The sequence below is a fragment of the Mesorhizobium mediterraneum genome, from assembly GCF_002284565.1.
GTDB classification, from domain to species: Bacteria; Pseudomonadota; Alphaproteobacteria; order Rhizobiales; family Rhizobiaceae; genus Mesorhizobium; species Mesorhizobium mediterraneum.
Genome location: NZ_NPKI01000032.1, coordinates 111,732 through 134,322, shown reverse-complemented (window position 1 = coordinate 134,322; position 22,591 = coordinate 111,732). Strand labels below are relative to the sequence as shown.

General features: G+C 62.0%; 27 protein-coding genes and 1 tRNA gene. 11 read left to right on the top strand and 17 right to left on the bottom strand.

The window, feature by feature from the left end:
• The first annotated feature begins 11 nt into the window (after positions 1-11).
• On the top strand, positions 12-173 hold the full coding sequence (locus CIT25_RS24390) for a hypothetical protein (protein ID WP_023797063.1): 162 nt from the start codon (positions 12-14) through the stop codon (positions 171-173).
• A gap of 116 nt (positions 174-289) precedes the next feature.
• Here CIT25_RS24390 and CIT25_RS24385 read toward each other — a convergent pair whose 3' ends face one another.
• The 7 genes from CIT25_RS24385 to tkt form a co-directional block, all read right to left on the bottom strand.
• Positions 290-1,021, bottom strand: a complete 732-nt coding sequence (locus tag CIT25_RS24385) for an SGNH/GDSL hydrolase family protein (RefSeq protein ID WP_095487257.1) — start codon at positions 1,019-1,021, stop codon at positions 290-292.
• Positions 1,022-1,119: 98 nt separating this feature from the next.
• Complete coding sequence (locus CIT25_RS24380; RefSeq protein WP_095487255.1) at positions 1,120-1,860, bottom strand: DUF899 domain-containing protein; 741 nt, start codon at positions 1,858-1,860, stop codon at positions 1,120-1,122.
• 137 nt (positions 1,861-1,997) lie between these two features.
• Complete coding sequence (locus CIT25_RS24375) at positions 1,998-3,023, bottom strand: class I fructose-bisphosphate aldolase (RefSeq protein ID WP_095487253.1); 1,026 nt, start codon at positions 3,021-3,023, stop codon at positions 1,998-2,000.
• 129 nt (positions 3,024-3,152) lie between these two features.
• Positions 3,153-4,349 (bottom strand): phosphoglycerate kinase, encoded by a 1,197-nt coding sequence (locus CIT25_RS24370; RefSeq protein WP_095487251.1) that lies wholly within the window; start codon positions 4,347-4,349, stop codon positions 3,153-3,155.
• 109 nt (positions 4,350-4,458) lie between these two features.
• A complete protein-coding gene (locus CIT25_RS24365) occupies positions 4,459-6,348 on the bottom strand; it encodes a potassium/proton antiporter (protein WP_095487249.1) in 1,890 nt (629 codons plus the stop codon).
• 416 nt (positions 6,349-6,764) lie between these two features.
• Complete coding sequence (gene gap / locus CIT25_RS24355) at positions 6,765-7,775, bottom strand: type I glyceraldehyde-3-phosphate dehydrogenase (protein ID WP_095487247.1); 1,011 nt, start codon at positions 7,773-7,775, stop codon at positions 6,765-6,767.
• 154 nt (positions 7,776-7,929) lie between these two features.
• A complete protein-coding gene (gene tkt, locus CIT25_RS24350; protein ID WP_095487245.1) occupies positions 7,930-9,921 on the bottom strand; it encodes a transketolase in 1,992 nt (663 codons plus the stop codon).
• Between the two features lie 272 nt (positions 9,922-10,193).
• Here tkt and CIT25_RS24345 point away from each other — a divergent pair, with 272 nt between their 5' ends.
• The 4 genes from CIT25_RS24345 (at position 10,194) to CIT25_RS24330 (ending at position 12,709) form a co-directional block, all read left to right on the top strand.
• Entirely contained in the window at positions 10,194-10,466 is a 273-nt protein-coding gene (locus CIT25_RS24345) for a DUF4164 domain-containing protein (RefSeq protein WP_023797069.1), read from the top strand.
• An 11-nt stretch (positions 10,467-10,477) separates the two neighbouring features.
• On the top strand, positions 10,478-10,843 hold the full coding sequence (locus tag CIT25_RS24340; protein WP_095487243.1) for a cell division protein ZapA: 366 nt from the start codon (positions 10,478-10,480) through the stop codon (positions 10,841-10,843).
• A gap of 182 nt (positions 10,844-11,025) precedes the next feature.
• Entirely contained in the window at positions 11,026-11,685 is a 660-nt protein-coding gene (locus tag CIT25_RS24335) for a peroxiredoxin (protein WP_095487241.1), read from the top strand.
• Positions 11,686-11,836: 151 nt separating this feature from the next.
• Positions 11,837-12,709 carry an MBL fold metallo-hydrolase gene (locus CIT25_RS24330; RefSeq protein WP_095487239.1) on the top strand — a complete coding sequence of 291 codons (873 nt, stop codon included), beginning with the start codon at positions 11,837-11,839 and terminating at the stop codon, positions 12,707-12,709.
• A 196-nt stretch (positions 12,710-12,905) separates the two neighbouring features.
• On the opposite strand, the gene CIT25_RS24325 is transcribed toward CIT25_RS24330, so the two are convergent.
• From CIT25_RS24325 to CIT25_RS24315, 3 genes are all read right to left on the bottom strand, one after another.
• Positions 12,906-13,253 (bottom strand): hypothetical protein, encoded by a 348-nt coding sequence (locus CIT25_RS24325; RefSeq protein WP_245329980.1) that lies wholly within the window; start codon positions 13,251-13,253, stop codon positions 12,906-12,908.
• 371 nt (positions 13,254-13,624) lie between these two features.
• Entirely contained in the window at positions 13,625-14,536 is a 912-nt protein-coding gene (gene rpoH, locus CIT25_RS24320; RefSeq protein WP_029348727.1) for an RNA polymerase sigma factor RpoH, read from the bottom strand.
• A gap of 207 nt (positions 14,537-14,743) precedes the next feature.
• Entirely contained in the window at positions 14,744-15,829 is a 1,086-nt protein-coding gene (locus tag CIT25_RS24315) for an RluA family pseudouridine synthase (protein WP_095487237.1), read from the bottom strand.
• Between the two features lie 27 nt (positions 15,830-15,856).
• On the opposite strand from CIT25_RS24315, the gene CIT25_RS24310 reads away from it, so the two are divergent.
• From CIT25_RS24310 to CIT25_RS24300, 3 genes are all read left to right on the top strand, one after another.
• Positions 15,857-16,234, top strand: coding sequence for a fimbrial protein (locus CIT25_RS24310; RefSeq protein ID WP_095487665.1), 378 nt, complete (start codon positions 15,857-15,859; stop codon positions 16,232-16,234).
• Positions 16,231-16,638 carry a VOC family protein gene (locus tag CIT25_RS24305; protein WP_095487236.1) on the top strand — a complete coding sequence of 136 codons (408 nt, stop codon included), beginning with the start codon at positions 16,231-16,233 and terminating at the stop codon, positions 16,636-16,638. The genes CIT25_RS24310 and CIT25_RS24305 overlap by 4 nt, the downstream gene beginning before the upstream one ends.
• Positions 16,639-16,728: 90 nt before the next feature.
• Positions 16,729-16,803, top strand: a tRNA-Glu gene (locus CIT25_RS24300).
• 7 nt (positions 16,804-16,810) lie between these two features.
• Here the strand turns inward: CIT25_RS24300 and CIT25_RS24295 are convergent.
• The 5 genes from CIT25_RS24295 to CIT25_RS24280 form a co-directional block, all read right to left on the bottom strand.
• Positions 16,811-17,827 carry a tyrosine-type recombinase/integrase gene (locus tag CIT25_RS24295; protein ID WP_206072989.1) on the bottom strand — a complete coding sequence of 339 codons (1,017 nt, stop codon included), beginning with the start codon at positions 17,825-17,827 and terminating at the stop codon, positions 16,811-16,813.
• Between the two features lie 86 nt (positions 17,828-17,913).
• Entirely contained in the window at positions 17,914-18,102 is a 189-nt protein-coding gene (locus CIT25_RS36480) for a hypothetical protein (RefSeq protein WP_158302645.1), read from the bottom strand.
• A gap of 3 nt (positions 18,103-18,105) precedes the next feature.
• Positions 18,106-18,594 carry a hypothetical protein gene (locus tag CIT25_RS24290; protein WP_095487232.1) on the bottom strand — a complete coding sequence of 163 codons (489 nt, stop codon included), beginning with the start codon at positions 18,592-18,594 and terminating at the stop codon, positions 18,106-18,108.
• Between the two features lie 438 nt (positions 18,595-19,032).
• A complete protein-coding gene (locus CIT25_RS24285) occupies positions 19,033-19,404 on the bottom strand; it encodes a hypothetical protein (RefSeq protein WP_095487231.1) in 372 nt (123 codons plus the stop codon).
• Between the two features lies 1 nt (position 19,405).
• The gene (locus CIT25_RS24280) at positions 19,406-19,957 is read right to left on the bottom strand and encodes a hypothetical protein (RefSeq protein ID WP_158302644.1); all 552 of its coding nucleotides are present in this window, start codon (positions 19,955-19,957) and stop codon (positions 19,406-19,408) included.
• A 226-nt stretch (positions 19,958-20,183) separates the two neighbouring features.
• Here CIT25_RS24280 and CIT25_RS36950 point away from each other — a divergent pair, with 226 nt between their 5' ends.
• A complete protein-coding gene (locus CIT25_RS36950) occupies positions 20,184-20,438 on the top strand; it encodes a transcriptional regulator (RefSeq protein WP_095487227.1) in 255 nt (84 codons plus the stop codon).
• 143 nt (positions 20,439-20,581) lie between these two features.
• Here CIT25_RS36950 and CIT25_RS36475 read toward each other — a convergent pair whose 3' ends face one another.
• Positions 20,582-20,971: a hypothetical protein gene (locus CIT25_RS36475; RefSeq protein ID WP_158302643.1), complete on the bottom strand. Its 390-nt coding sequence runs from the start codon at positions 20,969-20,971 to the stop codon at positions 20,582-20,584.
• Positions 20,972-21,066: 95 nt separating this feature from the next.
• Between CIT25_RS36475 and CIT25_RS24270 the strand changes: the two genes are divergently transcribed.
• Complete coding sequence (locus CIT25_RS24270; RefSeq protein WP_095487225.1) at positions 21,067-21,318, top strand: DNA -binding domain-containing protein; 252 nt, start codon at positions 21,067-21,069, stop codon at positions 21,316-21,318.
• A 133-nt stretch (positions 21,319-21,451) separates the two neighbouring features.
• Entirely contained in the window at positions 21,452-21,736 is a 285-nt protein-coding gene (locus tag CIT25_RS24265) for a hypothetical protein (RefSeq protein ID WP_158302642.1), read from the top strand.
• 161 nt (positions 21,737-21,897) lie between these two features.
• Here CIT25_RS24265 and CIT25_RS24260 read toward each other — a convergent pair whose 3' ends face one another.
• A complete protein-coding gene (locus tag CIT25_RS24260) occupies positions 21,898-22,578 on the bottom strand; it encodes a hypothetical protein (RefSeq protein ID WP_158302641.1) in 681 nt (226 codons plus the stop codon).
• Positions 22,579-22,591 lie beyond the last annotated feature (13 nt).

Below are 22,591 nucleotides of genomic sequence, written 5' to 3'. Positions count from 1 at the left end.
TCAAAGGCGGCATGTCGAAACTCCTCGCGCTCGTCATCGTCGCCATGATGGTCATCCAGCTGATCAAGCCGCTCGGCTGGCCGGGGCTGAAGCGGCGCAGCGATTTCTGGAAACTGGCGGTGCTGGCGATGGCGGCGATTTCGATCACAGCGGCGCTGGGGCATTGGACCTAAAGCGCGTCGCGTTCGACCGACCTCACGCGACGCGCTTTAGGTTGTTGTTTTATGCATGTCGTTATCGCAAAACCGCTGCACACTTTTGCGCGACATGCATTAGGGCCGGCGGCCCGCTACGCGACGCGTGGTTCGTTGGCGAGCACCAAGCCGACGAGATGTTCCGCCCAGGCCCGGTAGCCGGCTTCCGAGGCATGAAATCCGTCGGACGCAAAGCCGGCTTCGGCATCGGTGATCGGCAGGCGCGGCGCCGGCACCGCGCCGCGTTCGAGGCAAAGGCGCTCGCCCATCCGGTTCATCTCGGCGGCGCGGATTTCCAGGATCTTTCCGAGCAGCGGCGGCATTGCCGGTGCCCGGGTGAATTCGAGCACCGGCGACCACACCACGCGCGCCTCCGGCCATTTGGCGCGCAGCGCGTAGAGCAGGCCGCCAAAATCGCTCTTGAAACGCGGCACCGAGTGGAAGTTCTTGGTGTCATTGGTGCCGATGGCGAGCACGATATGCGTCCAAGGATCGGCCGACAGATTGGGCAGCACATGGTCGCGGATCTGGCCTGAGGTCGCCGAGTTGAAGCCGGCTGCCCGCCAGCGCACCGCACGGCCAGTGCGTTTCGAGATCAGATCAGCCAGTTGCGCGGCCAGCCCATACTCGGAATTGCCGATGCCGACCGAAGCGGCGGAAGAATCGCCAAGCATCAGAAGCGAGACCGCCGGCGCCTGGCCTGATATCTCGTGCATGACCGGACCCTGCGCCGGCAGCATGCGGGTGGTGCGGCGGCGCACGCCGAGCCCCTGCCAGACATAGACCGGAAAGGCGAGCCAGGTGAGGAGGGCAAGAAAGCGCTGCATCGCAAACCGTTAATGGGCAAGTCCGTTAAAGGGCATAGCGAGCAGCACTTAGCGCATATCGGGCTAAAGGCGAAAGACCTTGCGTCGACGGCCCGTCGTCAATGGCAACAGGCGTCCGGCATCTCGGGCCGGTCTGCATATTCATCGTGCAGCCGCACCCAGTCCATCAGGCTGTGGTAGGGGCCGGTCTCGTTGCGGCCCTTCGGCGTCAGGTCGAGATAATGATAAGCGCCGATCAGCGGATCGCCGCCCCTGGAGCGCGACATGAAGGTTAGGAAGATGTCACCGTTGTCATCCCTGTAGAACACGCTGATGCCGGGAAGGTCTTTTGATTTGCGCGCGCGCTGCTCGAAATTGTAGGTCGTGTCGCCTGATGCGATCTGCTTGTCGGTGAAGGAAACCTGCATGTCGAAGTTGAAATCCGAGGCGTAGGACGACACCCAGTCGAATTTCCAGCCCATGCGCTGTTTGTAGGGCAGAAATTCAGCCAACGGCGCCCGCGAGATCACGACAAGCGACACATCGTGGTGCTTGAGGTGCTGGTTGGCGCCGTCGATGTGGTCGGCAAGGAAGGAACAACCTTCGCAACGGTAATCGGCGCCCGGCCCGAACATGAAGTGGTAGACGATCAGCTGGCTTGCGCCGGCGAATAGTTCGGCCAGTTTCTTCGGGCCCTGTTCGGTCTCGAAGACATAGTCCTTCCGGACCTTCAACCAAGGCAATTCCCGCCGTTCGGCAGCGATGCGGTCGCGAAATCGCGTCAATTCCTTCTCGCGGGCCAGATGCGCCTTGTGCGCCTGGAACCAGTCTTCCCGTGAAACGATCTTGTTGTTTGGCATGGGTCTGCTCCTCTTTGAGACCCAAGGACGTTTGGGCTCAACGCAAGCCGACACGGTCCTCGCATTTTTGGAGCGATTTCGGAGCACATGGAACCCGGGCACATGACCCGGGTCCGGATGAAGGCAGAAAAAACCGGTCAGGCGGCCTGTTCCAGTTCCGGCTGCCATTTTCCAAGCGCGGCCAGATGGTTCATGTGGGCGCGGTGGGCGAAGGCGGCCTGGGCAGCGGCGACGTTGGCCGCCTTGCCGCTCCACGCCTTCTGTGGCGCCGCCTGCAAGGCGCGGCCGTAGGAGAAGGTCAATTTCCACGGATGCGGGCCGATGGCGTTGATGGCATTGAGGTTGGCGGTCGCCTCCTCGTCCGATTGTCCGCCCGAGAGAAAGGCGATGCCCCCAATTGCGGCCGGCACCGTTTCGCGGAACAGTTTTATGGTCTTTTCGGCGACTTCCTCGGGGCTGCTCACCTTGCCCGACTTCTTTCCGGCGAGAACCATGTTCGGCTTCAGGATGGTGCCTTCGAGGACGACGCGGGCTGCGTAGAGCTCGGTGTAGAGTTTCGTCAGCGTTGCCTTGCTGATCTCGTAGCAGGTGCCGATGTCATGGGCGCCGTCCATCAGCACCTCCGGCTCGACGATCGGCACGATGCCGGCCTCCTGGCAGAGCGCCGCATAGCGGGCGAGCGCATGGGTGTTCGAGCCGATCGACGTGGCGGAAGGCACGCCCTTGGCGACGTCGATGTCGATCACCGCACGCCATTTGGCGAAACGGGCGCCAAGTTTGTAATAGTCGGCGAGCCGCTCACGCAGGCCGTCGAGGCCTTCGGTGATCGTGTCGCCGGGGTAGCCGGCCAGAGGCTTGGCGCCGGCATCGACCTTGATGCCTGGGATGGCGCCGGTCGCCTTGATGATGTCGACAAGCGGCGTGCCATCGGCGGCCTTCTGGTGGATGGTCTCGTCATAGAGGATGACGCCGGAAATGTATCTGGTCATCGCCTCCTTGGCGCGGAACATCATCTCGCGATAGTCGCGGCGGCTGTCGGCGGTCGATTCGACGCCGATCACGTCGAAGCGCTTCTTGATGGTGCCGGAGCTTTCGTCGGCGGCCAAAAGACCCTTGCCGTCGGCCACCATCGCGGCGGCAATGTCTTCGAGACGTTCGCTCATGATGCATCCTCCTGAAACGATTGTTCCAGCCTAGCAGACCACTAGAGCAAGGCAGGTTCAAGTCGAACCATTCCAAGCGGAAAGCTCGAATCGATTGAAACGCGCAAACGCCCCGTTTGCTTTCTCGCCTCAGCGCTTCAGCACATCGACGCCGGGCAGCGGCTTGCCTTCCATCCACTCCAGGAAGGCGCCGCCGGCGGTCGAGACGTAGGTGAAGTCGTCGGCGACGCCGGCGTGGTTGAGTGCGGCCACCGTGTCGCCGCCGCCGGCCACCGAGATCAATTTGCCGGCCTTGGTGCGGGCCGCGGCGTGCTTGGCTGCCGCCACCGTCGCGTGGTCGAACGGCTCGATCTCGAAGGCGCCAAGCGGACCGTTCCAGACCAGCGTCGCGGCGCGATCGATCCAGTCGGCAATGGTCTTCACGGTTTTTTCGCCGACATCGAGGATCATGCCGTCGGCCGGCACCTCTGATATGGCGACGGTTTCGCTGGCGGCTCCCGCCTTGAATTCCTTGGCGACGACACCGTCGACCGGCAGGATGATGGCGCAGCCGGCTTCGGCCGCCTCGATCATGATCTGCTTGGCGGTGTTGGCGAGATCATGCTCGCACAGCGATTTTCCGACATCGGTGCCGCGCGCGGCCAGGAAGGTGTTGGCCATGCCGCCGCCGATGACCAGCGCGTCGACCTTCCTTACCAGGTTCATCAGGAGGTCGATCTTGCTCGAGACCTTGGCGCCGCCGACAATGGCAACGACAGGGCGGACGGGATTGCCGAGGCCCTTTTCCAGCGCGTCGAGCTCGGCCTGCATGGTGCGCCCGGCGAAAGCCGGGAGCAGGTGCGCAAGCCCTTCCGTCGACGAATGGGCGCGGTGGGCGGCGGAAAAGGCGTCGTTGACGAAGATGTCGCCATTGGCGGCGAGCTTTTCGGTGAAGGCCGGGTCGTTCTTCTCCTCGGCCTTGTAGAAGCGGGTGTTTTCGAGCAGCAGCACGTCGCCGTTGCCCATGGCGGCGACGGCGCTCGCGGCCTTGTCGCCGATGCAGTCGGATGCGAAGCCGACAGGGCGGCCGAACACCTCCGCGGTCGCCGTGGCGATCGGCTCAAGCGAGAATTCAGGCGACGGTCCGTCCTTTGGTCGGCCGAAATGGGCAAGCAGGATGACCTTAGCGCCCTTGCCGGAAAGCTCGGCGATGGTCGGCGCGATGCGCTCGATACGGGTGGCGTCGGTGACCTTGCCGTCGGCGACGGGAACGTTGAGGTCGACGCGCACCAGCACGCGCTTACCATCGATATTGCCGATGTCGTCCAGTGTCTTGAAGCCGGCCATGCTGTTCCCTTTCGCGAAAATCGCCGGGACCTTAACCCGCAACAACGACGATGCAAGACCTGCAATGGTGCTACGCGGAAAATATGACCTAGGCCCGTGTCGGGAGCAGTCAGCCCTCGTCGGTTGCCTTTTCCACCATCGGCTGTGGAGCCGGTTCCGCGTCCGCCAGCGCCTCGGCACTCTGCTTTTTGACCCGCTTGCGCCAATTGCGCGCAAAGGCAACGATGCGGTCAGCGATTTCCCCGGCACTCAGGAACACCGGCACCCGTGCCACCGGCGCGGTCGGCTCGAGGGAAAGACCGAGGCCGGTGATCTTGCCTTTGTCGTCGACGTCGCGGACGATCAGCTCGATCGGGCCAATCAGCACGCGGTCGGCATATTCGGCATGGCCGCCGAGCCGCTCCGTCACCAGGTCGCCGACAGTCAGCTTGCGTTCCTCCTCGGTCAGGCCCGGCGCGTAGGCCGCTTCCAGTTCCGCGGCGGAGCGCGCCGGATCGACGGCGAAGGCGCCGAAGAAGTCCGCATCCTCGGGATCGACCACGGCGCGGCTGGCGAACAGCTTGTCGAGCAGGGCTGGATAGCGATCCGGCACGAAGATGTAGACATGGTCGCCGGCGGCGAGCCTGCCCATGTCCTGGAAGCGCATCGAGCGCCCGTCGCGCAGCACAAGCGACGGCCGCGCCCAGCGCGGAATGCGCTCACCGCGCGCCACTGGGCTGCCAGGTGCTACGCGATAGGCGAGAAGCTCGTGATGGGCGGAGCCGGGCAATTCGAGCTCGACCTTGTCCAGTGGCCCCAGGCGGGCCGGCACGATCAGGCCGAGGCGGCGCGCCAGCGGTCCGACAGTCCATCCCTGGATGACCAGCGACACCAGCACGACGATGAAGGCGGTGTTGAAGATGAGGCGGCCGTTCTCAAGGCCGCCAAGCAGCGGCGTGATGGCGAGCAGGATCGACACCGCGCCACGCAGGCCCACCCATGAGATGAAGGCGACTTCCGGGCGCGGCAGACGGAACGGCATCAGGCAAAGCCAGACGGCGATTGGCCGCGCCACGAAGATCAGGAACAGGCCTAGCAGCACCGCCGGCAGCAGGATCGCCGGAAATTGCGAGGGCGTCGCGAACAGGCCGAGGATCAGGAACATGATGATCTGTGCCAGCCACGACATGCCGTCCTGGAAGCGCTTGAGGATGGTGACGGCGCGGATGTCGGAATTGCCGGCAATGAGGCCGGCGAGATAGACCGCCAGAAAGCCGGAGCCGCCAATGGCGCCCGCGGCGGCGAACACCATCAGCGACAGTGTCAGCACGAAGATCGGCAGCAGCCCGTGGTCGAGATTGAGCCGGTCGACGAGGCGCACGATGGCAAGGCCGCCGAAAATGCCGACGATAGCGCCAAGCCCCATGTTGAGAAGGAAACCGAGGACGAGGTCGGTAGCCAGCACCCCGGCCTCGAGATTGGCGTTGACGGCGATGATTTCGACCAGGGTGATGGTCAGGAAGATGGCGATCGGGTCATTGGTGCCGGATTCCACCTCGAGCGTGGAACGCACGCGCTCGCGCAAATTGATCTCGCCGGCGCGCAACAGGAAGAACACCGCTGCTGCGTCGGTCGAGGCAACTGCGGCACCGAGCAGGAAGGATTCCAGCCAGCTGAGATCGAGCAGGTAGTAGGCGACGACGCCGAACAGGCCAGTGGTCACAAGGACGCCGATCGTTGCCAGCGACAGCGCCGGTCCGGCCGCCTGCCGCAAGACATTGAGCGGCGTGCCGAAACCAGAATCGAACAGGATCACCGCCAGCGCCAGTGAGCCGGCAAAATAAGCCAGCCGCGCATTGTCGAACTGGATGCCGAGGCCGTCGGTGCCCGTGGCCAAGCCGATGCAGAGGAACAACAGCAAGAGAGGAGCGCCGAAGCGGAAGGCGATCAGGCTCGAAAACGCGGCTGCAACGACAAGTGCGGTGCCAACCAGCGTCACGAGATAGATCGCATGCTCCATCCGAAAACCGCCCCCTCAATTTCGTGTACCTCTCGCTTTACGGGAGAGTGAGGCGAAGACATGACCGGTGCAAGGCGGGAGGGTGGTTTTTTGCCCTATCCCGCCCAACTTCGTCATCCTAGGGCGAAGCAGCCGCGAAGCGGCGTCGCGCAGACCCTGGGATCCATGCCGTGACATCAGCCGGAATGCGGCGGAACAGAATTCTGCACGGCCGCAACGCTCCAACGGCACGGCATGGATCCTGGGGTCTGCGCCGCGTCGCTTCGCTCCTTGCTCCGCCCCAGGATGACGAAGCGCGATGGCCGTCAGGCCAATCTCCAAGACGTGCGATCTGCCGACACAAGAACGCGGCGCTCCAATGAAAAACGCCCGGACAGAGCCGGGCGTTTCCAAGTCGCGAGAAGATGGTCCTGGGATCAGGCGATGGTCTTGCCGAATGCAACGGCTGTGTCGGCCATGCGGTTGGAAAAACCCCATTCATTGTCATACCAGGACAGCACCGAAACGAAGTTGCCGTCCATGACCTTGGTCTGGTCGAGCGCCATGATCGAGGAATGCGGATCGTGGTTGAAGTCGATCGACACGTTCGGGTGATGGGTGACGGCGAGAATGCCCTTCAGCTTGCCCTTGGAGGCGGCGATCACCGCCTCGTTGATCTCCTGCACGGTCGTTGGCCGCTTGGCGATGAACTTGAAATCGACAACCGAGACGTTCGGGGTTGGCACGCGAATGGAGATGCCGTCGAGCTTGCCCTTGAGGTCGGGCAGCACGAGGCCGATCGCCTTGGCCGCACCGGTCGAGGTCGGGATCTGCGACAGGGCCGCGGCGCGGGCGCGGTAGAGATCCTTATGCATGGTGTCCAGCGTCGGCTGGTCGCCGGTGTAGGAGTGGATCGTCGTCATCATGCCCTTCTCGATGCCGACGGCCTCATGCAGCACGGCTGCCAACGGCGCCAGGCAGTTGGTGGTGCAGGAGGCGTTGGAGATGACGATGTGGTCCTTGGTCAGCTTGTCATGGTTGATGCCATAGACGACGGTGAGGTCGGCGCCTTCCGCAGGCGCCGAGACCAGGACCCGCTTGGCGCCGGCGGTCAAATGCGCCGCTGCCTTGTCGCGGGCGGTGAAGATGCCGGTGCATTCGAGCGCAATGTCGATGCCGAGCTCCCTCCAAGGCAGCTGCGTCGGATCCTTGATCGCGGTGACCTTGAACTTCTCCGTGCCAACAGTGATCTGGTCCCCGTCAACCGTCACTTCGTGCGGGAAGCGGCCGTGCACGCTGTCGAAGCGCAGCAGATGCGCATTGGTCTCGACCGGGCCGAGGTCGTTGACGGCAACCACATCGATGTCCTTGCGGCCGGATTCGTGGATGGCGCGCAGGATGTTGCGGCCGATGCGGCCGAATCCGTTGATGGCAACTCTGACGGTCATTTTTTTCTCCCTGGGAGTTGGAGGCCGAAGATCAAGTCCGCAGCTTCATAACGGCGGGCTGCCAAAGAATCCAGCCGTCGATGGGTTGGATTTAAGTCCACCAAACTGAGGCTGCCCGCAAAACCGCTACGCGCGTTTTCGCGGGCGCCAAGCTTTATTCGCCGTGCAGGCGGGCTTCCGCCGCCTTCACCGTCGCTTCGGCGGTGATGCCGAAATGCGGATAGAGCTGTTCGATCGTGCCAGAGGCGCCGAAGCCGGTCATGCCGATGAAGATGCCGTCGGTGCCGATGAAATGATCCCAGCCCTGGCGGATGCCGGCTTCGATGGCGATCTTGATCGGCGCGTTGCCGATCGTCTTCTTGCGATAGTCGGCGCTCTGCTTGTCGAACAATTCGAAGCAGGGGACCGAGACGACGCGGGTCGGATGGCCGTGCTTTTCCAGCGCCTCGCGCGCCGCCAGCGCGATTTCGACCTCGGAGCCCGAAGAGAAGATCGTCACCGCCGCATCGCCATTGGCGGCGGCCAGCTCATAGGCGCCCTGGCGGCTGAGGTTTTCCGCAACGAAGTCGTTGCGCACCGTCGGCAGGTTCTGCCGGGTCAGCGCCAACGTTGAAGGCGTCTTTTCCTGCTCAATGGCCAATTGCCAGCATTCGGCGGTCTCAACCGCGTCGGCCGGGCGGAAGACATTGTGGTTCGGAATGGCGCGCAGTGCGGCCAAATGCTCGACCGGTTGATGGGTCGGACCGTCTTCGCCGAGACCGATGGAATCATGGGTCATGACGAAGATCGAGCGGATGCCCATCAGCGACGCAAGCCGCATCGCCGGACGGGCGTAGTCGGAAAAGCACATGAAGGTGCCGCCATAGGCGATGAGGCCGCCATGCAGCGTCAGTCCGTTGAGCGCGGCCGCCATGCCGTGCTCGCGAATGCCGTAGTGGACGTAGCGCTGGCCGTAATCGTCTGATGTGATGTTCTTGGTCTGGCTGGTCTTGGTGTTGTTGGAGCCAGTCAGGTCGGCCGAGCCGCCGATCGTTTCCGGCACCGCGCCGTTGATGATCTCGAGCGCCATTTCCGACGATTTGCGGGTGGCGACCTTTGGCTTGTCCGTGGCGAGCTTCCTCTTGTAGTCGGTGATGACGGCGTCGAAATTCGCCGGCAGCTTGCCACTGATGCGGCGCTCGAATTCGCTGCGCAAATTGGCATCGGCCTTGGCGAGGCGGCCTTCCCAGTCGGTGCGTGCCTTGACACCCGTCTTGCCGGCGTCGCGCCAGGCATCGAGGATATCGGCAGGGACATCGAAAGGTGCCGAATCCCAGCCGAAGAACTTTCTCGCCCCGGCGATTTCATCAGCGCCGAGCGGCGAACCGTGCGCCTTGTTGGTGCCGGCCTTGGTCGGCGCGCCGAAGCCGATCGTGGTCTTGCAGGCGATCATCGTCGGCTTGTCGGAATGGCGGGCCGCCTCGATGGCATAGGCGATCGCTTCCGGATCCTGGCCGTCGATGTGGCTGGCGTTCCAGCCGGACGCCTGGAAGCGGGCGACCTGATCGGTGTTGTCGGCCAGCGACACCGGGCCATCGATCGAGATGTTGTTGTTGTCCCAAAAGACGATCAGCTTGTTCAGCTTGAGATGTCCGGCAAGCGCGATGGCCTCCTGCGAAACGCCTTCCATCAGGCAGCCGTCGCCGGCCAGCACATAGGTGTAATGGTCGACAAGGTCATTGCCGAAGGCGGCATTCATGATGCGCTCGCCGAGTGCGAAGCCGACCGAATTGGCAAGCCCCTGGCCGAGCGGGCCGGTCGTCGTCTCGATGCCGGCGGCATGGCCGTATTCGGGATGGCCTGCCGTCCTCGATCCCAACTGGCGGAAATGCTTGATCTGGTCGAGGGTGATGTCCTCGTAGCCGGTCAGGTAGAGCAGTGAATAGAGCAGCATCGATCCATGACCGGCCGACAGGATGAAACGGTCGCGGTCGGCCCAGTGTGGAGCCTTGGCGTCGAATTTCAGGAAACGCGTGAACAGCACCGTGGCAATGTCGGCGCAGCCCATGGGCAGGCCAGGATGGCCGGATTGGGCCTTCTCGACAGCGTCCATGGAAAGAAAACGGATTGCATTGGCCATCCGGTCATGTTGTTCACGCGAGGTCATGCTTCCTCCAGTGTGGGGGTTTGGGGCCTTGGGAGAGCCCTGGAAAGGGGTGCGCGACACATAGCAGGCGCGGCTTTTTAGTCAATAAACCGGCGCGCTTTTGCCGGTCTTGTGATGGCGCCAGAAGGGTCTTGGAGGCCCTACATTAGCGTTAGCAGGGGACAGTCGCGAGACCTTTATTGACGTCGGCTTCACACGGCGCGTAATGTTTCAGACATAACGCGTTCTGAACGTGGATGATTCGGTGATGGGCAGGGCGCAGGACGAAAGCCATGACCGGGGAAACGACACTCAAGGAAGTCATCGCGAGGCTGGGTAAGGCCATCGAGGGGCTGGAAAATGCCGTCGCGGCCAAGCTCGAGCACGAGCGCGACTATACGGAAGCCGAGGCGGAGGTGCAGCGCATGAACGCCGACCGCTCGCGGCTGGCGCAGGAACTCGACAATTCCGAAGCGCGCGCCGAACGACTGGAAGACGCCAACAAGGAAGTGTCGCGTCGGCTGGTGACCGCCATGGAAACCATCCGCGCCGTGTTGGATAGATAGGGGCTGGCCCAATGGCACAAGTCACGGTTTCCATAGACGGCAAGCAGTATCGCATGGCTTGCGACGAGGGCCAGGAAGAGCATCTGATCGACCTCGCCGAGCGCTTCGACCGCTATGTCTCGCATCTGAAGGATTCTTTCGGCGAGATCGGCGACCAGCGGCTGACCGTGATGGCCGGCATCATGGTCATGGACGAGCTTTCGGAACTGCAAAAACGCGTCAAGGGCATGGAAAGCGAAGTGCTGACGCTGCGCAAGACGCGTGACGACGCGCTGACCAAGGCCGATAAGAACGATTCCGTGCTGACGAATGCGCTTGGCGCGCTCGCCCAGCGCATGGAAGATCTGGCGACGACGCTGGCGGTGAACAAGGCCTGAGCCAGCGCAGCGGAAATTCCTGCTGCATTTGCCGAGAAGCAATGAAAATTTTTCGCCGCCGGCCTCAATGCCGGTGGCAACAGGCGTTTGAAGGATGACACCGGAGTGGTAGAAGGGCAGAGCAGCGCCGGTGGGTGCCGGCTGCGATCTGCAAATCTGCAATCACAGGGTAGGGACACGTCATGAGCCTTCGTATCAACGATATCGCGCCGGATTTCACGGCCGAAACCACGCAAGGGACGATCAGCTTCCACGAATGGATCGGTGACGGCTGGGCGGTGCTCTTCAGCCATCCGAAGAATTTCACGCCGGTCTGCACGACCGAGCTCGGCACGATGGCCGGGCTGGAAGGCGAGTTCAAGAAGCGCAACGTCAAAATCATCGGCATTTCCGTCGATCCGGTCGAAAACCACGCCAAATGGCAGGACGACATCAAGACGGCGACCGGCCATTCGGTGAACTACCCGCTGATCGGCGACAGGGATCTCAAGGTCGCCAAGCTTTACGAGATGCTGCCGGCCGGTGCCGGCGAAACCTCGGAAGGGCGCACGCCCGCCGACAATGCCACGGTGCGCTCGGTCTATGTCATCGGCCCCGACAAGAAGATCAAGCTGGTGCTCACCTACCCGATGACCACCGGCCGCAACTTCGATGAGATCCTGCGCGCCATCGATTCCATGCAGCTGACCGCCAAGCACCAGGTGGCGACGCCGGCGAACTGGAAGCAGGGCGAGGACGTCATCATCACCGCCGCCGTTTCCAACGAGGATGCGATCAAGCGTTTCGGCGCCTATGAGACGATACTGCCGTATCTCCGGAAGACCAAGCAGCCCGCTGCCTGAGCAGGGCAGAGGCGGCACAGGAGATTTTTCGGTTTTCTCGTCTGCACGAGCATGCGGTGCTTGACGGCGTGGCGCTGGCGAATGACCATGCTCTTCTTTTGCCCCGGCAGGGAAAACCATTCCTGCCGGGTAGGAGTTGAGGGAGCCGGGATTGGACGCGACATCGGCCAAGCTGCAGGTGGCAGGCTTTTACGACAAGCCGAGCGGGTCCATCCAGTATGTCGTCGCCGACCCGCAGACGCGACGATGCGCAATCATCGATCCGGTCCTGGATTTCGACGAGAAGTCCGGCGCCACGGCGACGAAGAATGCCGACGCCCTGCTCGACTTCATTAGAGATCAACGGCTGGTCGTCGAATGTATCCTCGACACCCACCCGCATGCCGACCATTTCTCGGCGGCGCACTATCTCAGCGCGAAGACCGGAGCGCCGACGGCGATTGGCGAGAAGATCATCGACGTCCAGAAATTGTGGAAGGTGATCTACAACTGGCCGGATTTTCCTGCCGACGGATCCCAGTGGAACAGGCTGTTTGCGGATGGCGAGACCTTTTCGGTCGGCGGCATTCCGGCAAAGGTGCTTTTTTCGCCGGGCCACACGCTGGCATCGATCACCTATGTGATCGGCGACGCCGCTTTCATCCACGATACGCTGTTCATGCCGGACAGCGGCACGGCGAGAGCGGACTTTCCCGGCGGCAGTGCCGCCCGGCTCTGGCGCTCGATCCAGGATATCCTCGCGCTACCGGACGAGACACGCCTGTTCGTCGGCCATGACTACCAGGCGGAGGGGCGCGAACCCTTGTGGGAGAGCACTGTCGCGGAACAGAAATCCAAGAACACCCATATTGCCGCCTGCAGGACCGAGGCCGATTTCGTGGCGTTGCGCGAGGCGCGCGACAGGACGCTGCCCATGCCCAGGCTGATCCTGCACGCGCTGCAGGTCAACATGAATGGTGGACGCTTGCCGGAACCGGAATCCAACGGCCGCCGGTATTTGAAATTTCCGCTCGATTGCTTGTGATGAGATGGGTCGCAGACGCCAGCTAGTCTAGCTTCAGGGTTTTGTTCTGCGGGCTAAATGTTCATACGTGATTTGCCAAGGGTCGCTCTCGGAAGATCTTTCCTCGCCGATCCAATGGAAGCTGTTGGTAGTGATCTCAGTGAAACGCCATCGAGTTTTCAGACCGCGCGAGTCATTGCCGAGCTGGACAATGTCCTTACCCTCGGCCCGCCCGATCTGGCGCGAGTGATCTCGGTTTGAGCGGGTCGTTCCATATGATGTGCCAGCCATCGATCCCAGGATCGAAGATGCGCAAAGTCGTGCCAAACATCGTGGACGGCGCAGGGCGCTTGGGCCTGATCCAAACGTCCTGAATCGCGCGGCCTTCGAGCACCCAGCCAAAATGGCATTCTCCATTCCATTTCTGGATTGTGCCGTCGTCGAGGTAGTGGACCGTGTCCATTTCCCAGCTTCCAATTAGCCATCCATACAGGTCCATCTCTTTCGCTCGGTCGGCTGGGGGACCTTCGGATTCGAGAGCGGTGAGAAACTGAGAAATCGTCATCGTCATCTCCAAATAGACGAGGTCGGCGCCCCATTGTCGCGCCCGCCTGCCGCAAGTGCCGCTTCGTGGAATTTCGCGACGGAAGCTCGTAAGGCGCCGGAACATTGCCGCCACAATTTGCAGCGTTGCGGTTTCCGGGGCTTGGGGAAAATTGCTATAATGCCGCTATGAATAAGATCGTTTGCGAACGCGATGGCGAGGCCGAAACCGCCGGCATCTTTGGTGGAGCGGTAGCGCGTCGCATGGGCGGGCAATAACCAACCCTAGCTAGAATATGGCACCAAGGTACAGCTCTCCCGGCAGTCGGAGGACCCATAAAAAACGGCGGCGCCAGTTGCCTGACGCCGCCGTTATTTGTTTCGTCGGAAGCCTTACGCCGCCGGCTGCGCCTCGATGGTGCGCAGGGCCTGCATCTGGCGCTTGGCCGCGGCCTTGACCGCGTCCTGCACCTTCTCGAAGGCGCGCACCTCGATCTGGCGCACGCGCTCGCGGCTGATGTCGAACTCGGCCGACAGCTCTTCCAGCGTCAGCGGCTCCTCGGCCAGGCGGCGCGCCTCGAAGATGCGCCGCTCGCGCTCGTTGAGCACGGCAAGAGCGCCGGACAGCATGCCGCGCCGGTTTTCCAGCTCGTCCTGCTCGATCAGCGCCTCTTCCTGGCTTTCGTGGTCGTCGACCAGCCAGTCCTGCCATTCACCCGATTCACCTTCGCTCGCCCGGATCGGTGCGTTGAGCGAGGCATCGCCCGAAAGGCGGCGGTTCATCGACACCACCTCCGCTTCGGACACGTTGAGGCGGGTGGCGATCTCGGTGATCTGATCGGGCTTCAAATCGCCGTCGTCGAGCGCCTGGATCTTGCCCTTCACCTTGCGCAGGTTGAAGAACAGGCGCTTCTGGTTGGCGGTCGTGCCCATCTTGACCAAGCTCCACGAGCGCAGGATGTATTCCTGGATCGAGGCCTTGATCCACCACATGGCGTAGGTGGCAAGCCGGAAGCCACGCTCCGGTTCGAATTTCTTGACAGCCTGCATCAGGCCGACATTGCCTTCCGAGATCACCTCGCCGATCGGCAGGCCGTAGCCGCGATAGCCCATGGCGATCTTGGCGACGAGCCGAAGGTGGCTGGTGACGAGCTTGTGCGCAGCCGTGGTGTCCTCATGCTCAGCGTAACGCTTGGCGAGCATGTACTCTTCCTGCGGCTGAAGCATCGGAAAGCGACGGATTTCTTCCAGGTAGCGGCTGAGGCCGCCTTCGCCGGAAACGATACTGGGTAATGACTGGGCCATGATAGCGCCCCCTCTCTCTTGGAGTGGTGCCCCCGAAACGCGGCGGGCATATGTCGCGAACGCCAAAAGGCTCGTCGCGACAGCGGATGTATATAGGAACAAAACCAGAAAGGACAGCATTGGTTCAACAGGAAACAGTGTGTCACGCCAAAGTGAACAACGACTGTCAGGTTTTGCCAATCAGGTTTTGAGTGGATGGAAGGCGGTTCAGAGTTTGCGAAAACCGTCGACGAGTTCCTCCATATCCCTCGGTACCGGCGCCTCGAACCTCATCGGTAGATGGGTAGTCGGATGCCGAAATTCAAGGAGGCGGGCATGCAATGCCTGTCGCGGAAATGCCTTCACCCGGCCTTTCAGCGGCTCGGGCAGCCGGTTCGCCTTGGTGCGAAACGCCTGGCCATAATCGGGATCGCCGACGACCGGATGGCCGATATGAGCCATGTGGACGCGGATCTGATGGGTGCGGCCGGTCTCGAGCCGGCATTCGACCAGGCTTGCCGTGGCAAATTCCTTTTGCTGCTCGCCAAAGCGCTCGATCACGGTGAAATGGGTGACGGCGTGGCGGGCATCGTCGCGGCCCTCGGGCACCACGGCACGGCGCACGCGGTCGGCGGCGCGGCCAAGCGGCTCGTCGACCGTGCCTGTCGGTCTCATCGGTATGCCCCAGACCAAAGCCAAATAGGCGCGTTTGAGATCGCCGGTCAGGCCATGGTCGGCAAAGGCCTCCGACAATGACTTGTGGGCGCGGTCGGTCTTGGCGACGACCATGACGCCGCTGGTCTCCTTGTCCAGGCGGTGGACGATGCCCGGCCGCCGCACACCGCCGATGCCGGAAAGACTGTCGCCGCAATGGTGGATCAGCGCGTTGACCAGCGTGCCGGTCCAGTTGCCGGCGCCGGGATGGACGACCAGCCCCGACGGCTTGTTGATGACGATCAATTCATTGTCTTCATAGAGGACGTCGAGCGGGATGTTCTCGCCTTGCGGCTCCGCCGGCTCCGGCTCCGGCATGTCGACCGACACGCGGTCACCGGCCGCCATCTTGCGCTTGGTCTCGGTGACCGGCTGGCCGCCGACCTTGACGGCGCCCTGCCTGATCAGCATCTGCACCCGGCTGCGCGACATGTCCGGACCGAGCTTGCCCGCCAGCCATTGGTCGAGGCGCCGGCCGGCCGCATCGGGACCCGCTTCCAGCATGATCGATCCCCCGTCTGGCGATCCCCCGTTTGGCGATCCGCCCTCCATCAATCCATCCTCTATCAATATGGGGGCCTCTTCGTTATGAGCGCTCATCGAAAAAAAAGTTCCGGAATGTTTGCCATGGCCGCTGCCGATGAAGACGAGGAAAAGCCGCTCGACCCCGAAGTCGAAAAGGTGCGCAAGAAGCTCGTCCGCTTCGTCGCCATCAATCTCGGCCTGCTGTTCCTTGCCCTTATGGTGGTGATCGCAGCCCTTGTCTACAAAACGCGCACCGCGCCGCCGGCTAGCCCGCCGCTGGCCGGCGACATCCAGGTGCCATCAGGCGAGCCGCTGACCGGCGACATCGTGCTGCCGGTCGGCGCCAAGGTCATCAGCCAGTCGCTCTCCGGCAACCGCGTCTCCATCGATGCGGAGCTTGTCGACGGAAGCCGCGCCATCTTTGTCTATGATATCACCGAGCGCCGCATCATCGGTCGTTTTTCGATCCGGAACAAATGACTGCGTTCGCGGAAAATCGCCGCGTTGCCACGGTCGCACTCGTGGTCAGCAACTATGACGAGGCGATCGCCTGGTATGTCGGCAAGCTGGGCTTTGTACTCACCGAAGACGTTGATCTTGGCGGCGGCAAGCGCTGGGTCACGGTGGCGCCGGCAGACGGACAAGGCGCGCGGCTGCTTCTGGCAGAAGCGGCCGATGATGCGCAAAGGGATAGCATCGGCAACCAGACCGGTGGCCGCGTCTTTTTGTTTCTCGAAACCGACGACTTTGCCCGCGACCACGCGCTGATGCTCGAAAAGGGCGTCGAATTCCGTGAGGCGCCCCGACACGAGGCCTATGGCACTGTGGCGGTTTTCGCCGATCTCCATGGAAATCTCTGGGACTTGATCCAGCCAAAACGCTAAGCCTGCAACGGATATTTTCCCGGCACTAGAGACTGTCCGAAGCCCAGTTGCTTTTTCCCAGCCGTCAGCCTATATCGCCGGTTCTTGAACGCGCCCATCGTCTAGCGGTCAGGACACCGCCCTCTCACGGCGGGAACAGGGGTTCGATTCCCCTTGGGCGTACCACCTTCATCTAATTTCCCTTTTCTTTCAAAGCCTTGCGACGGTGAATGTCCAACTTTTCTACAGGGTTGGACAAATCCTGTTCTCTTTTTGCCCTAGACACCTTCTCCATGCCGGTGTCGCTGAGGCGCTTCCTGTTGAACTTCTTCACGTAGGTTCGCGCCTCATCTGGCGTGCGGTGGCCGAGGAAAGCCATGATCTCCAGTTCGCTCGCGCCGGCATTACCAAGGCGCGTCGCACCGGCCTTTCTGAGGCCATGTGAGGAGCAGTGCGGCAGGCCGGCGGCGATGCACTGATCGTGAAACCAGTTGCCGAATGTCGTCGGCTTGTACGGCCGATCGCCGGTGTGCGTCAGGAACAGCAACCGATCGCCAGGAACTAGCGCCAGGACATCCTCGAGATCCTCGAGGATGGGCAAATCCACGTCGCCGCCGGTTTTGCCGCGGCGATAGGCGATGCGCCCATGGCGCACGCTCTGACGCCCCAGCTTCACAACGTCTTGCCTGGCCGCGCCGGAATTGAGGATCAGCCGAAGTGCGAGGACCGCCTTGGAGGCGAGGCCATGATGCGCTTCGAATTGGCTGATCTCGTCTTCGGTCCATGTATGGAAGCCGTCCGGGTTTTCGGCATAGCGTTCCACGTCGAGCGTCGGGTCGACGGCGATCAGCTTCTTGCGCATTGCGAAACGGCAGAGCCTGCGAAGCAATTTCAGCAGGTGATTGGCCGCCGACGGCGTGTCGGCTTTCTTGCCGATGATCGCCTCCACGTGCTCTGTCCGCAAAGTAGCGACACGCCGCTTCCCATACGCCTTGCTGAAGCGATCAAAGTCCTTGCCGAGATTGTACTGCGAGATCGGTCGAAGCTTCTTCCACTTCGGCGAGCGCTTGTAGTGCTCAATCAGCCAATCGAATGTGCCGTATTGGTGCCGGGAAGGCATCGCGGCCGCGCGGGATCCTTGCAGCGCGGCCTCATAGGCCTTGCGGAATTCGATCGAGCCGTATTCGCCTGGCAGGTAGGTCTGCGGCACGCCCTTTTTCCGGAGGCGCCAACGCATTTTGCCGTGGCGATCGGGGGCCGGCGAAACGCCGGGGAATGGGTTAGCCGCGCGGCGTTTCATTTCAGCACGTCGTCCCATTCGTTAGGCTCGTCGTCACCGACGGTGGCGCGCACGGTCTCGACGAGCACCTCGACACGGCCGTCTGGATAGGACACGAAACGCGCGCGATCGTAGCCGGCGAGCTTTGCCGCCTTGAACAGTCGAGTTGCATCGGCTTGGGTGATCAACGCGGCGCGGGGTGCCATCTCCTACCGGCCTTCCCCGACGAGGCGGCCGGCGCGTGTGGCCGAGCGCTCCCCGGCGTCCTCGGGCGTGGCAAATAGCCGTTTGACGCGGCGAACTATCTCTCCGACTCGCACCATCGAAAACACTGGCGCATCATTGGGCTGGGTCGAAGTCAGTTCGTCGAAGGAGATTTCGTCCAGGCTGTCGGCAGCTTGGGCTGTTTGGAGATCTCCCGCCACGAAGACCACCCATTCGCGACCTTTCGCATTGCCATGATCATGCAGCTTGCGAATCGTCGCATCTGCGATCACCACGCCGAGCTGAGGCGGAACGCCGGCCTTCGCATAGCCGTTGATCAGAGCGAGTTCCAAAACGTTGTCGAAAGAGAAGCGGCGCGCACTGCCCGGCACTGTTGTGGCATAAGCCGTCTTGAGTTCCAGCCGCTCGATCCAATTGCTAATATCGCCTCTCTTGGCGCCAATCGTGTCGCAGAATTCTGATAGCTTTTTCACTCACAAGCTCCATCGCTGATAAAGCTTGTATCGCGCATGCCGCATGTTTTGTCAATGATGTAGGTTACGTGGCAAGTGGCACGCGGCGGGTGACGGTGGGGAATTTCCCCACCGTGGCTAATTTAGCCACCACATCAGATGGTTACAGCGCCGGTCACCCGTGAGACACCCGGCCGCATTTTTCGAACGCCACCCTCCAGGCGGCGGCCTGTTTCAGTGCTTTTCCTGTGAAACGTCTAACCCGGCAGGGGGTGCAAATCTGCACGCCCTCGGGTGGGTCGGCAAATTTGCAGACCCGCCGCAACTGGGGAATTTCCCCACCTGAACAGGCGCGGTTGAATGGTGGCGAAATTAGCCACCTTCTCAGCGGACCTTGTTCCCAACTGGAACGAGGTCGGTGCGTTGAACCGTCTCATATTCCCGCCGAGAACATGAGAACTAGGGTCCGCCGGTCAGCGACTTAATGTCGTCGACCAGGCTGTTGAGAATTGCTATCTCGCTCTCCTCGTCGTCCGTGTAGTCGCGCTCGCGAACTCTCACCTTCACGGCCAGGCCTTCAATGGTTCTGGCCCGGGTCTTCATGACCCTGTCGAACGCGCGGCCGAAAGCAGCGGCCCTTTTCTCCTCCTTCTTTTCCGCCTTTTCGATGCGCGAGATGAGGCGCGACTTCAGTGACCTGAGACGTTCGTCAAGCTCCGCTTCGAGCTTCTCCGTTCGGTCGGTCGCCGCGTTCCATCGGTCGCTCGCAGCGTTGAATTTGGCCTCAAGCCGGAGGAGCCTGGCGTCGGCCTCGCGCGCCCTGGCGCCCATTTTATGTCGCCTCCCCTGCGAGCCGCCTGATATCCGCGGCGATCGACGAGAAGACCGCGCTTTCGGCGGCGAAGGATGCAAAATCCATCATATCGACCGCCCGGAGCTTTACGAGTATCCCCTCCAGTGTGTTGGCCGGCGTTGCAATGATGCGATCGCCGATCTTGTACAGCTCGTCGACGCGCGCGCTGAGAGCCTTTTCGGCGGCGTCCACGCCGGACTGGCGGTTTATCTCATCCACTTTATCGAGATAGGCTTCCTGCAATGCCTTGCTCGCGGCCCGCTGCTCGTCAAGCAGCTGTCTCCAAGCGAGAAGATGCGCCGGGGGGTTCGATTTGAGGTCATGAATTGTCGAATTGCCAATGATTTTACGAAGGGAGTCCGGCATGTCCGGCGGCTCCCACTGCGGAGGCGCCGGCGGAAAAAGCTTCTCGCACTTCTTGCCGATCCGCCGGCAGGCTTTTGCAGCCAGATTCCGCTGAACGTCGGCTTCTTCCATTTCCTTATCGAGCCAGAGCAGATCGGCGTCGGGATGCTCGGCCGTCTCGGCCAAGGCCGGCAACGACGCGACAGGCAGCGTTGCGAGAGCGCCTAGGACAGACCGTCGCGACAAACCGTTCTTGGCTGGAACGTTGTTCTCTGCTTGGAAGATTTTCGGCAAGCCTTCGGCGGCTGCCGCGACACGTGCGTTCGGCATTACATTTTCTCCGTTGAGCGAAACCTCTAACGGTGATAGCTTTCGCTCAATTCGCGCTGACCGTCAATAGGTTTCAATCATTGTGAGCGATAACGATCAAATTTCAGGACGGCAAATTGCAGCTGCGCGAGCGCTCGCGGGGATAGCCCAAACGGATCTAGCCACCTCGGCTTCGATATCTGTCCCGACGCTGCGACGCATGGAAGCGAGCGAAGGCCCAGCATCAGGCTTGCCAAACAACGTAGCAGCTGTGCGGCGCGCCCTCGAGGCGGCCGGCGTCGTCTTCGTCGACGAGAACGGTGAAGGACCAGGCGTACGGCTCAGGAAGGCACGCTGAAAACCGCGCTAAGGCCAAAGCCTCTTCCTGGGGGAAAGTCTTTCCGTCTTCCCGACTTTTCGGCCTGCCCCGCCCAATTGCCTTGGGCCGCTTCATGGTGTGCACCTTGTTCCCTGGCGGAACGAGGTGGGCGAATCTGCGAATTAGCCGGCGAGCGCCAGCCCGACGGCGATCCCAAGGCCGATCGCAAGGCCGGTGGCGACGTTGCCGGCCAGCTGCAGCGCCACGATGGACAGGCGTCCTCGCCAGCCGGTGCGGGGAGCTGTGAGGATGCGGGCTAGATCATCAAGGGCGGTTTCCATCCAGCCAAGATAAAACGAAACAACGGGAATGTGAATCCCCCGTGATCGCGTAAGTTGCGTAGGCCCAGCGCGAACAAGCTTTGGCCTCTCTTTGAGAAGTGAGCCCAGTTTGGCGCGCGCCTGTTTCAGTGCTTTTCCCGTGAAACACGCCGTGATCGCAAAAAATTCACGGGAAAAGCAGCCGCTTTCCCCCCAGCGGGCCAGAGCGGAGTGCCCCTTGACGAATTCCAAGCCCCCGCGCCATCATCCGGTGATGGCAGCAGCGTAGAGTACGCCGCGCACACCTCGAGCGGCGTGGCAATCCGAAAAGGCAAATAAAGTTCGTCATGAAGCCTGGAATCTTTGAAGAAGTCCCTTGGTCCGACTCCATCACGGTTTACGACAAAGAGAATTTCACCATCTACATGCGGATCCTGGACGCCTGCGCCGACAATGCCAGCGAAGAGGAAATAGCCCGGCTCATTCTCGGCATCGATCCGACTCTTGAACCGATCCGCGCGCGCAACGCTGTTCGCAGCCATATCGACCGGGCGAACTGGATGGTAACGACTGGCTACAAGGAATTATTCGCCAGCTGACCAATCGCGCTGCGCGTACTGCTGTTTTCACGCCATCGATAGCCCCCGCTCAAACCCGCGGCCCGCGGACGCCCTTGCGTTTGTCCGCCGCCGGCGCGATGCTGCCGGCGGTGCATTAGGGGGGGAACAGAAAATGCCATCGCGTCTTTTGCAATTCACTTCAGCAGTCCTGCTGATGGCGGCAACGCCGGCATCGGCTGGGACAGTTTGCAAGGTCTTATCTGGCCTGCTGGCCGATACTGGCTGCCAGGCGGGCGACAACGTCAGGATGTCATTGATTAGCGAGCGCGAGTTGCCCGACGCAATCTTGGATTTTTGCGATATGACCTCCCAGGTCATAACGCTTCCCGACAGTGCCATGCCGGCGCTTGGCGATGAAAGAAACTACGTGGTGCTCTGCAGATTTCACCAGAACTGATCCTCCTGAGTGGCGGTGCTGGGCGGGTTTCAGGATGCGAATACCGCCACTGCCCGGCGATCAGGAAGACAGTCGCAAGGGTGCATCGGCGAAGCGTGAGCACGATCGTCGCTCGTCCTCATGATGGCCACCAAGCGAACCAAGCAAGCATGTGACGGACCTCAGAGGCCAGCGAAAGAGACGAGCACCAAGGAGCCGCCTGTCGTCTGGCTGGTCTCGGCTGTCACGCTCACCGTCGATGCGCTGTCGATCAAGCTGCCGGCCGTCGAGTGACGCTGATTGGCGCTGCCGTTCGGGTCGAGATCGGTGATTTCCGTCAGGTTGGTCCAGGCGACCGTGGCGTTCTTGTTGTTGCCGCAGAAGGCGCCCAGCACGATGCCGGCGTCGTCGGCATCGACTGACTTGTTGAACGTTGTGCCGAAACCGCCGGTGTCGACAAGGGTGTCGCTGTCGAACACGGTGGCGGCCACGCCGCGCAGCGCCATGACGGCGGTGCGCACGAAAATGTTGGTGGTCGAGACCGTGAGCACGACATCGCCACTGGCGCCGGTCGGCAGCGCGACGAAATAGATTGCTGCACTGCGGCCGGTGTTGGTCCTGGCGCCAAGCGTGGCCGCGTTGCCGTCGATCGTCACGCCGGTGACCTGATGGTCGGCGCCGGCGCCTGTGACCAGTACGGCAATGATGCGTGCCGGGTCTTCAGCGCCGAAATTGACCGCCACAAGAGTCTTGGTGGCTGATCCGAAAGCCGGATCCTGTCGCTGATCGACAAGCTCGATCGGCCCGACCGGATCGCCGCCGCCCCCCGCCGGCGGCGACAATGCGGCTAGCGATGGACCCATAAAGCCTCTGTTG

Coding starts and splice junctions, on each gene's coding strand:
- CIT25_RS24390 (WP_023797063.1), top strand. CDS start 12: ATGTCGAAACTCCTCGCGCTCGTCATCGTCGCCATGATGGTCATCCAG.
- CIT25_RS24385 (WP_095487257.1), bottom strand. CDS start 1,021: ATGCAGCGCTTTCTTGCCCTCCTCACCTGGCTCGCCTTTCCGGTCTAT.
- CIT25_RS24380 (WP_095487255.1), bottom strand. CDS start 1,860: ATGCCAAACAACAAGATCGTTTCACGGGAAGACTGGTTCCAGGCGCAC.
- CIT25_RS24375 (WP_095487253.1), bottom strand. CDS start 3,023: ATGAGCGAACGTCTCGAAGACATTGCCGCCGCGATGGTGGCCGACGGC.
- CIT25_RS24370 (WP_095487251.1), bottom strand. CDS start 4,349: ATGGCCGGCTTCAAGACACTGGACGACATCGGCAATATCGATGGTAAG.
- CIT25_RS24365 (WP_095487249.1), bottom strand. CDS start 6,348: ATGGAGCATGCGATCTATCTCGTGACGCTGGTTGGCACCGCACTTGTC.
- gap (WP_095487247.1), bottom strand. CDS start 7,775: ATGACCGTCAGAGTTGCCATCAACGGATTCGGCCGCATCGGCCGCAAC.
- tkt (WP_095487245.1), bottom strand. CDS start 9,921: ATGACCTCGCGTGAACAACATGACCGGATGGCCAATGCAATCCGTTTT.
- CIT25_RS24345 (WP_023797069.1), top strand. CDS start 10,194: ATGACCGGGGAAACGACACTCAAGGAAGTCATCGCGAGGCTGGGTAAG.
- CIT25_RS24340 (WP_095487243.1), top strand. CDS start 10,478: ATGGCACAAGTCACGGTTTCCATAGACGGCAAGCAGTATCGCATGGCT.
- CIT25_RS24335 (WP_095487241.1), top strand. CDS start 11,026: ATGAGCCTTCGTATCAACGATATCGCGCCGGATTTCACGGCCGAAACC.
- CIT25_RS24325 (WP_245329980.1), bottom strand. CDS start 13,253: ATGACGATTTCTCAGTTTCTCACCGCTCTCGAATCCGAAGGTCCCCCA.
- rpoH (WP_029348727.1), bottom strand. CDS start 14,536: ATGGCCCAGTCATTACCCAGTATCGTTTCCGGCGAAGGCGGCCTCAGC.
- CIT25_RS24315 (WP_095487237.1), bottom strand. CDS start 15,829: ATGAGCGCTCATAACGAAGAGGCCCCCATATTGATAGAGGATGGATTG.
- CIT25_RS24310 (WP_095487665.1), top strand. CDS start 15,857: ATGGCCGCTGCCGATGAAGACGAGGAAAAGCCGCTCGACCCCGAAGTC.
- CIT25_RS24305 (WP_095487236.1), top strand. CDS start 16,231: ATGACTGCGTTCGCGGAAAATCGCCGCGTTGCCACGGTCGCACTCGTG.
- CIT25_RS36480 (WP_158302645.1), bottom strand. CDS start 18,102: ATGGCACCCCGCGCCGCGTTGATCACCCAAGCCGATGCAACTCGACTG.
- CIT25_RS24285 (WP_095487231.1), bottom strand. CDS start 19,404: ATGGGCGCCAGGGCGCGCGAGGCCGACGCCAGGCTCCTCCGGCTTGAG.
- CIT25_RS24270 (WP_095487225.1), top strand. CDS start 21,067: ATGAAGCCTGGAATCTTTGAAGAAGTCCCTTGGTCCGACTCCATCACG.
- CIT25_RS24265 (WP_158302642.1), top strand. CDS start 21,452: ATGCCATCGCGTCTTTTGCAATTCACTTCAGCAGTCCTGCTGATGGCG.
- CIT25_RS24260 (WP_158302641.1), bottom strand. CDS start 22,578: ATGGGTCCATCGCTAGCCGCATTGTCGCCGCCGGCGGGGGGCGGCGGC.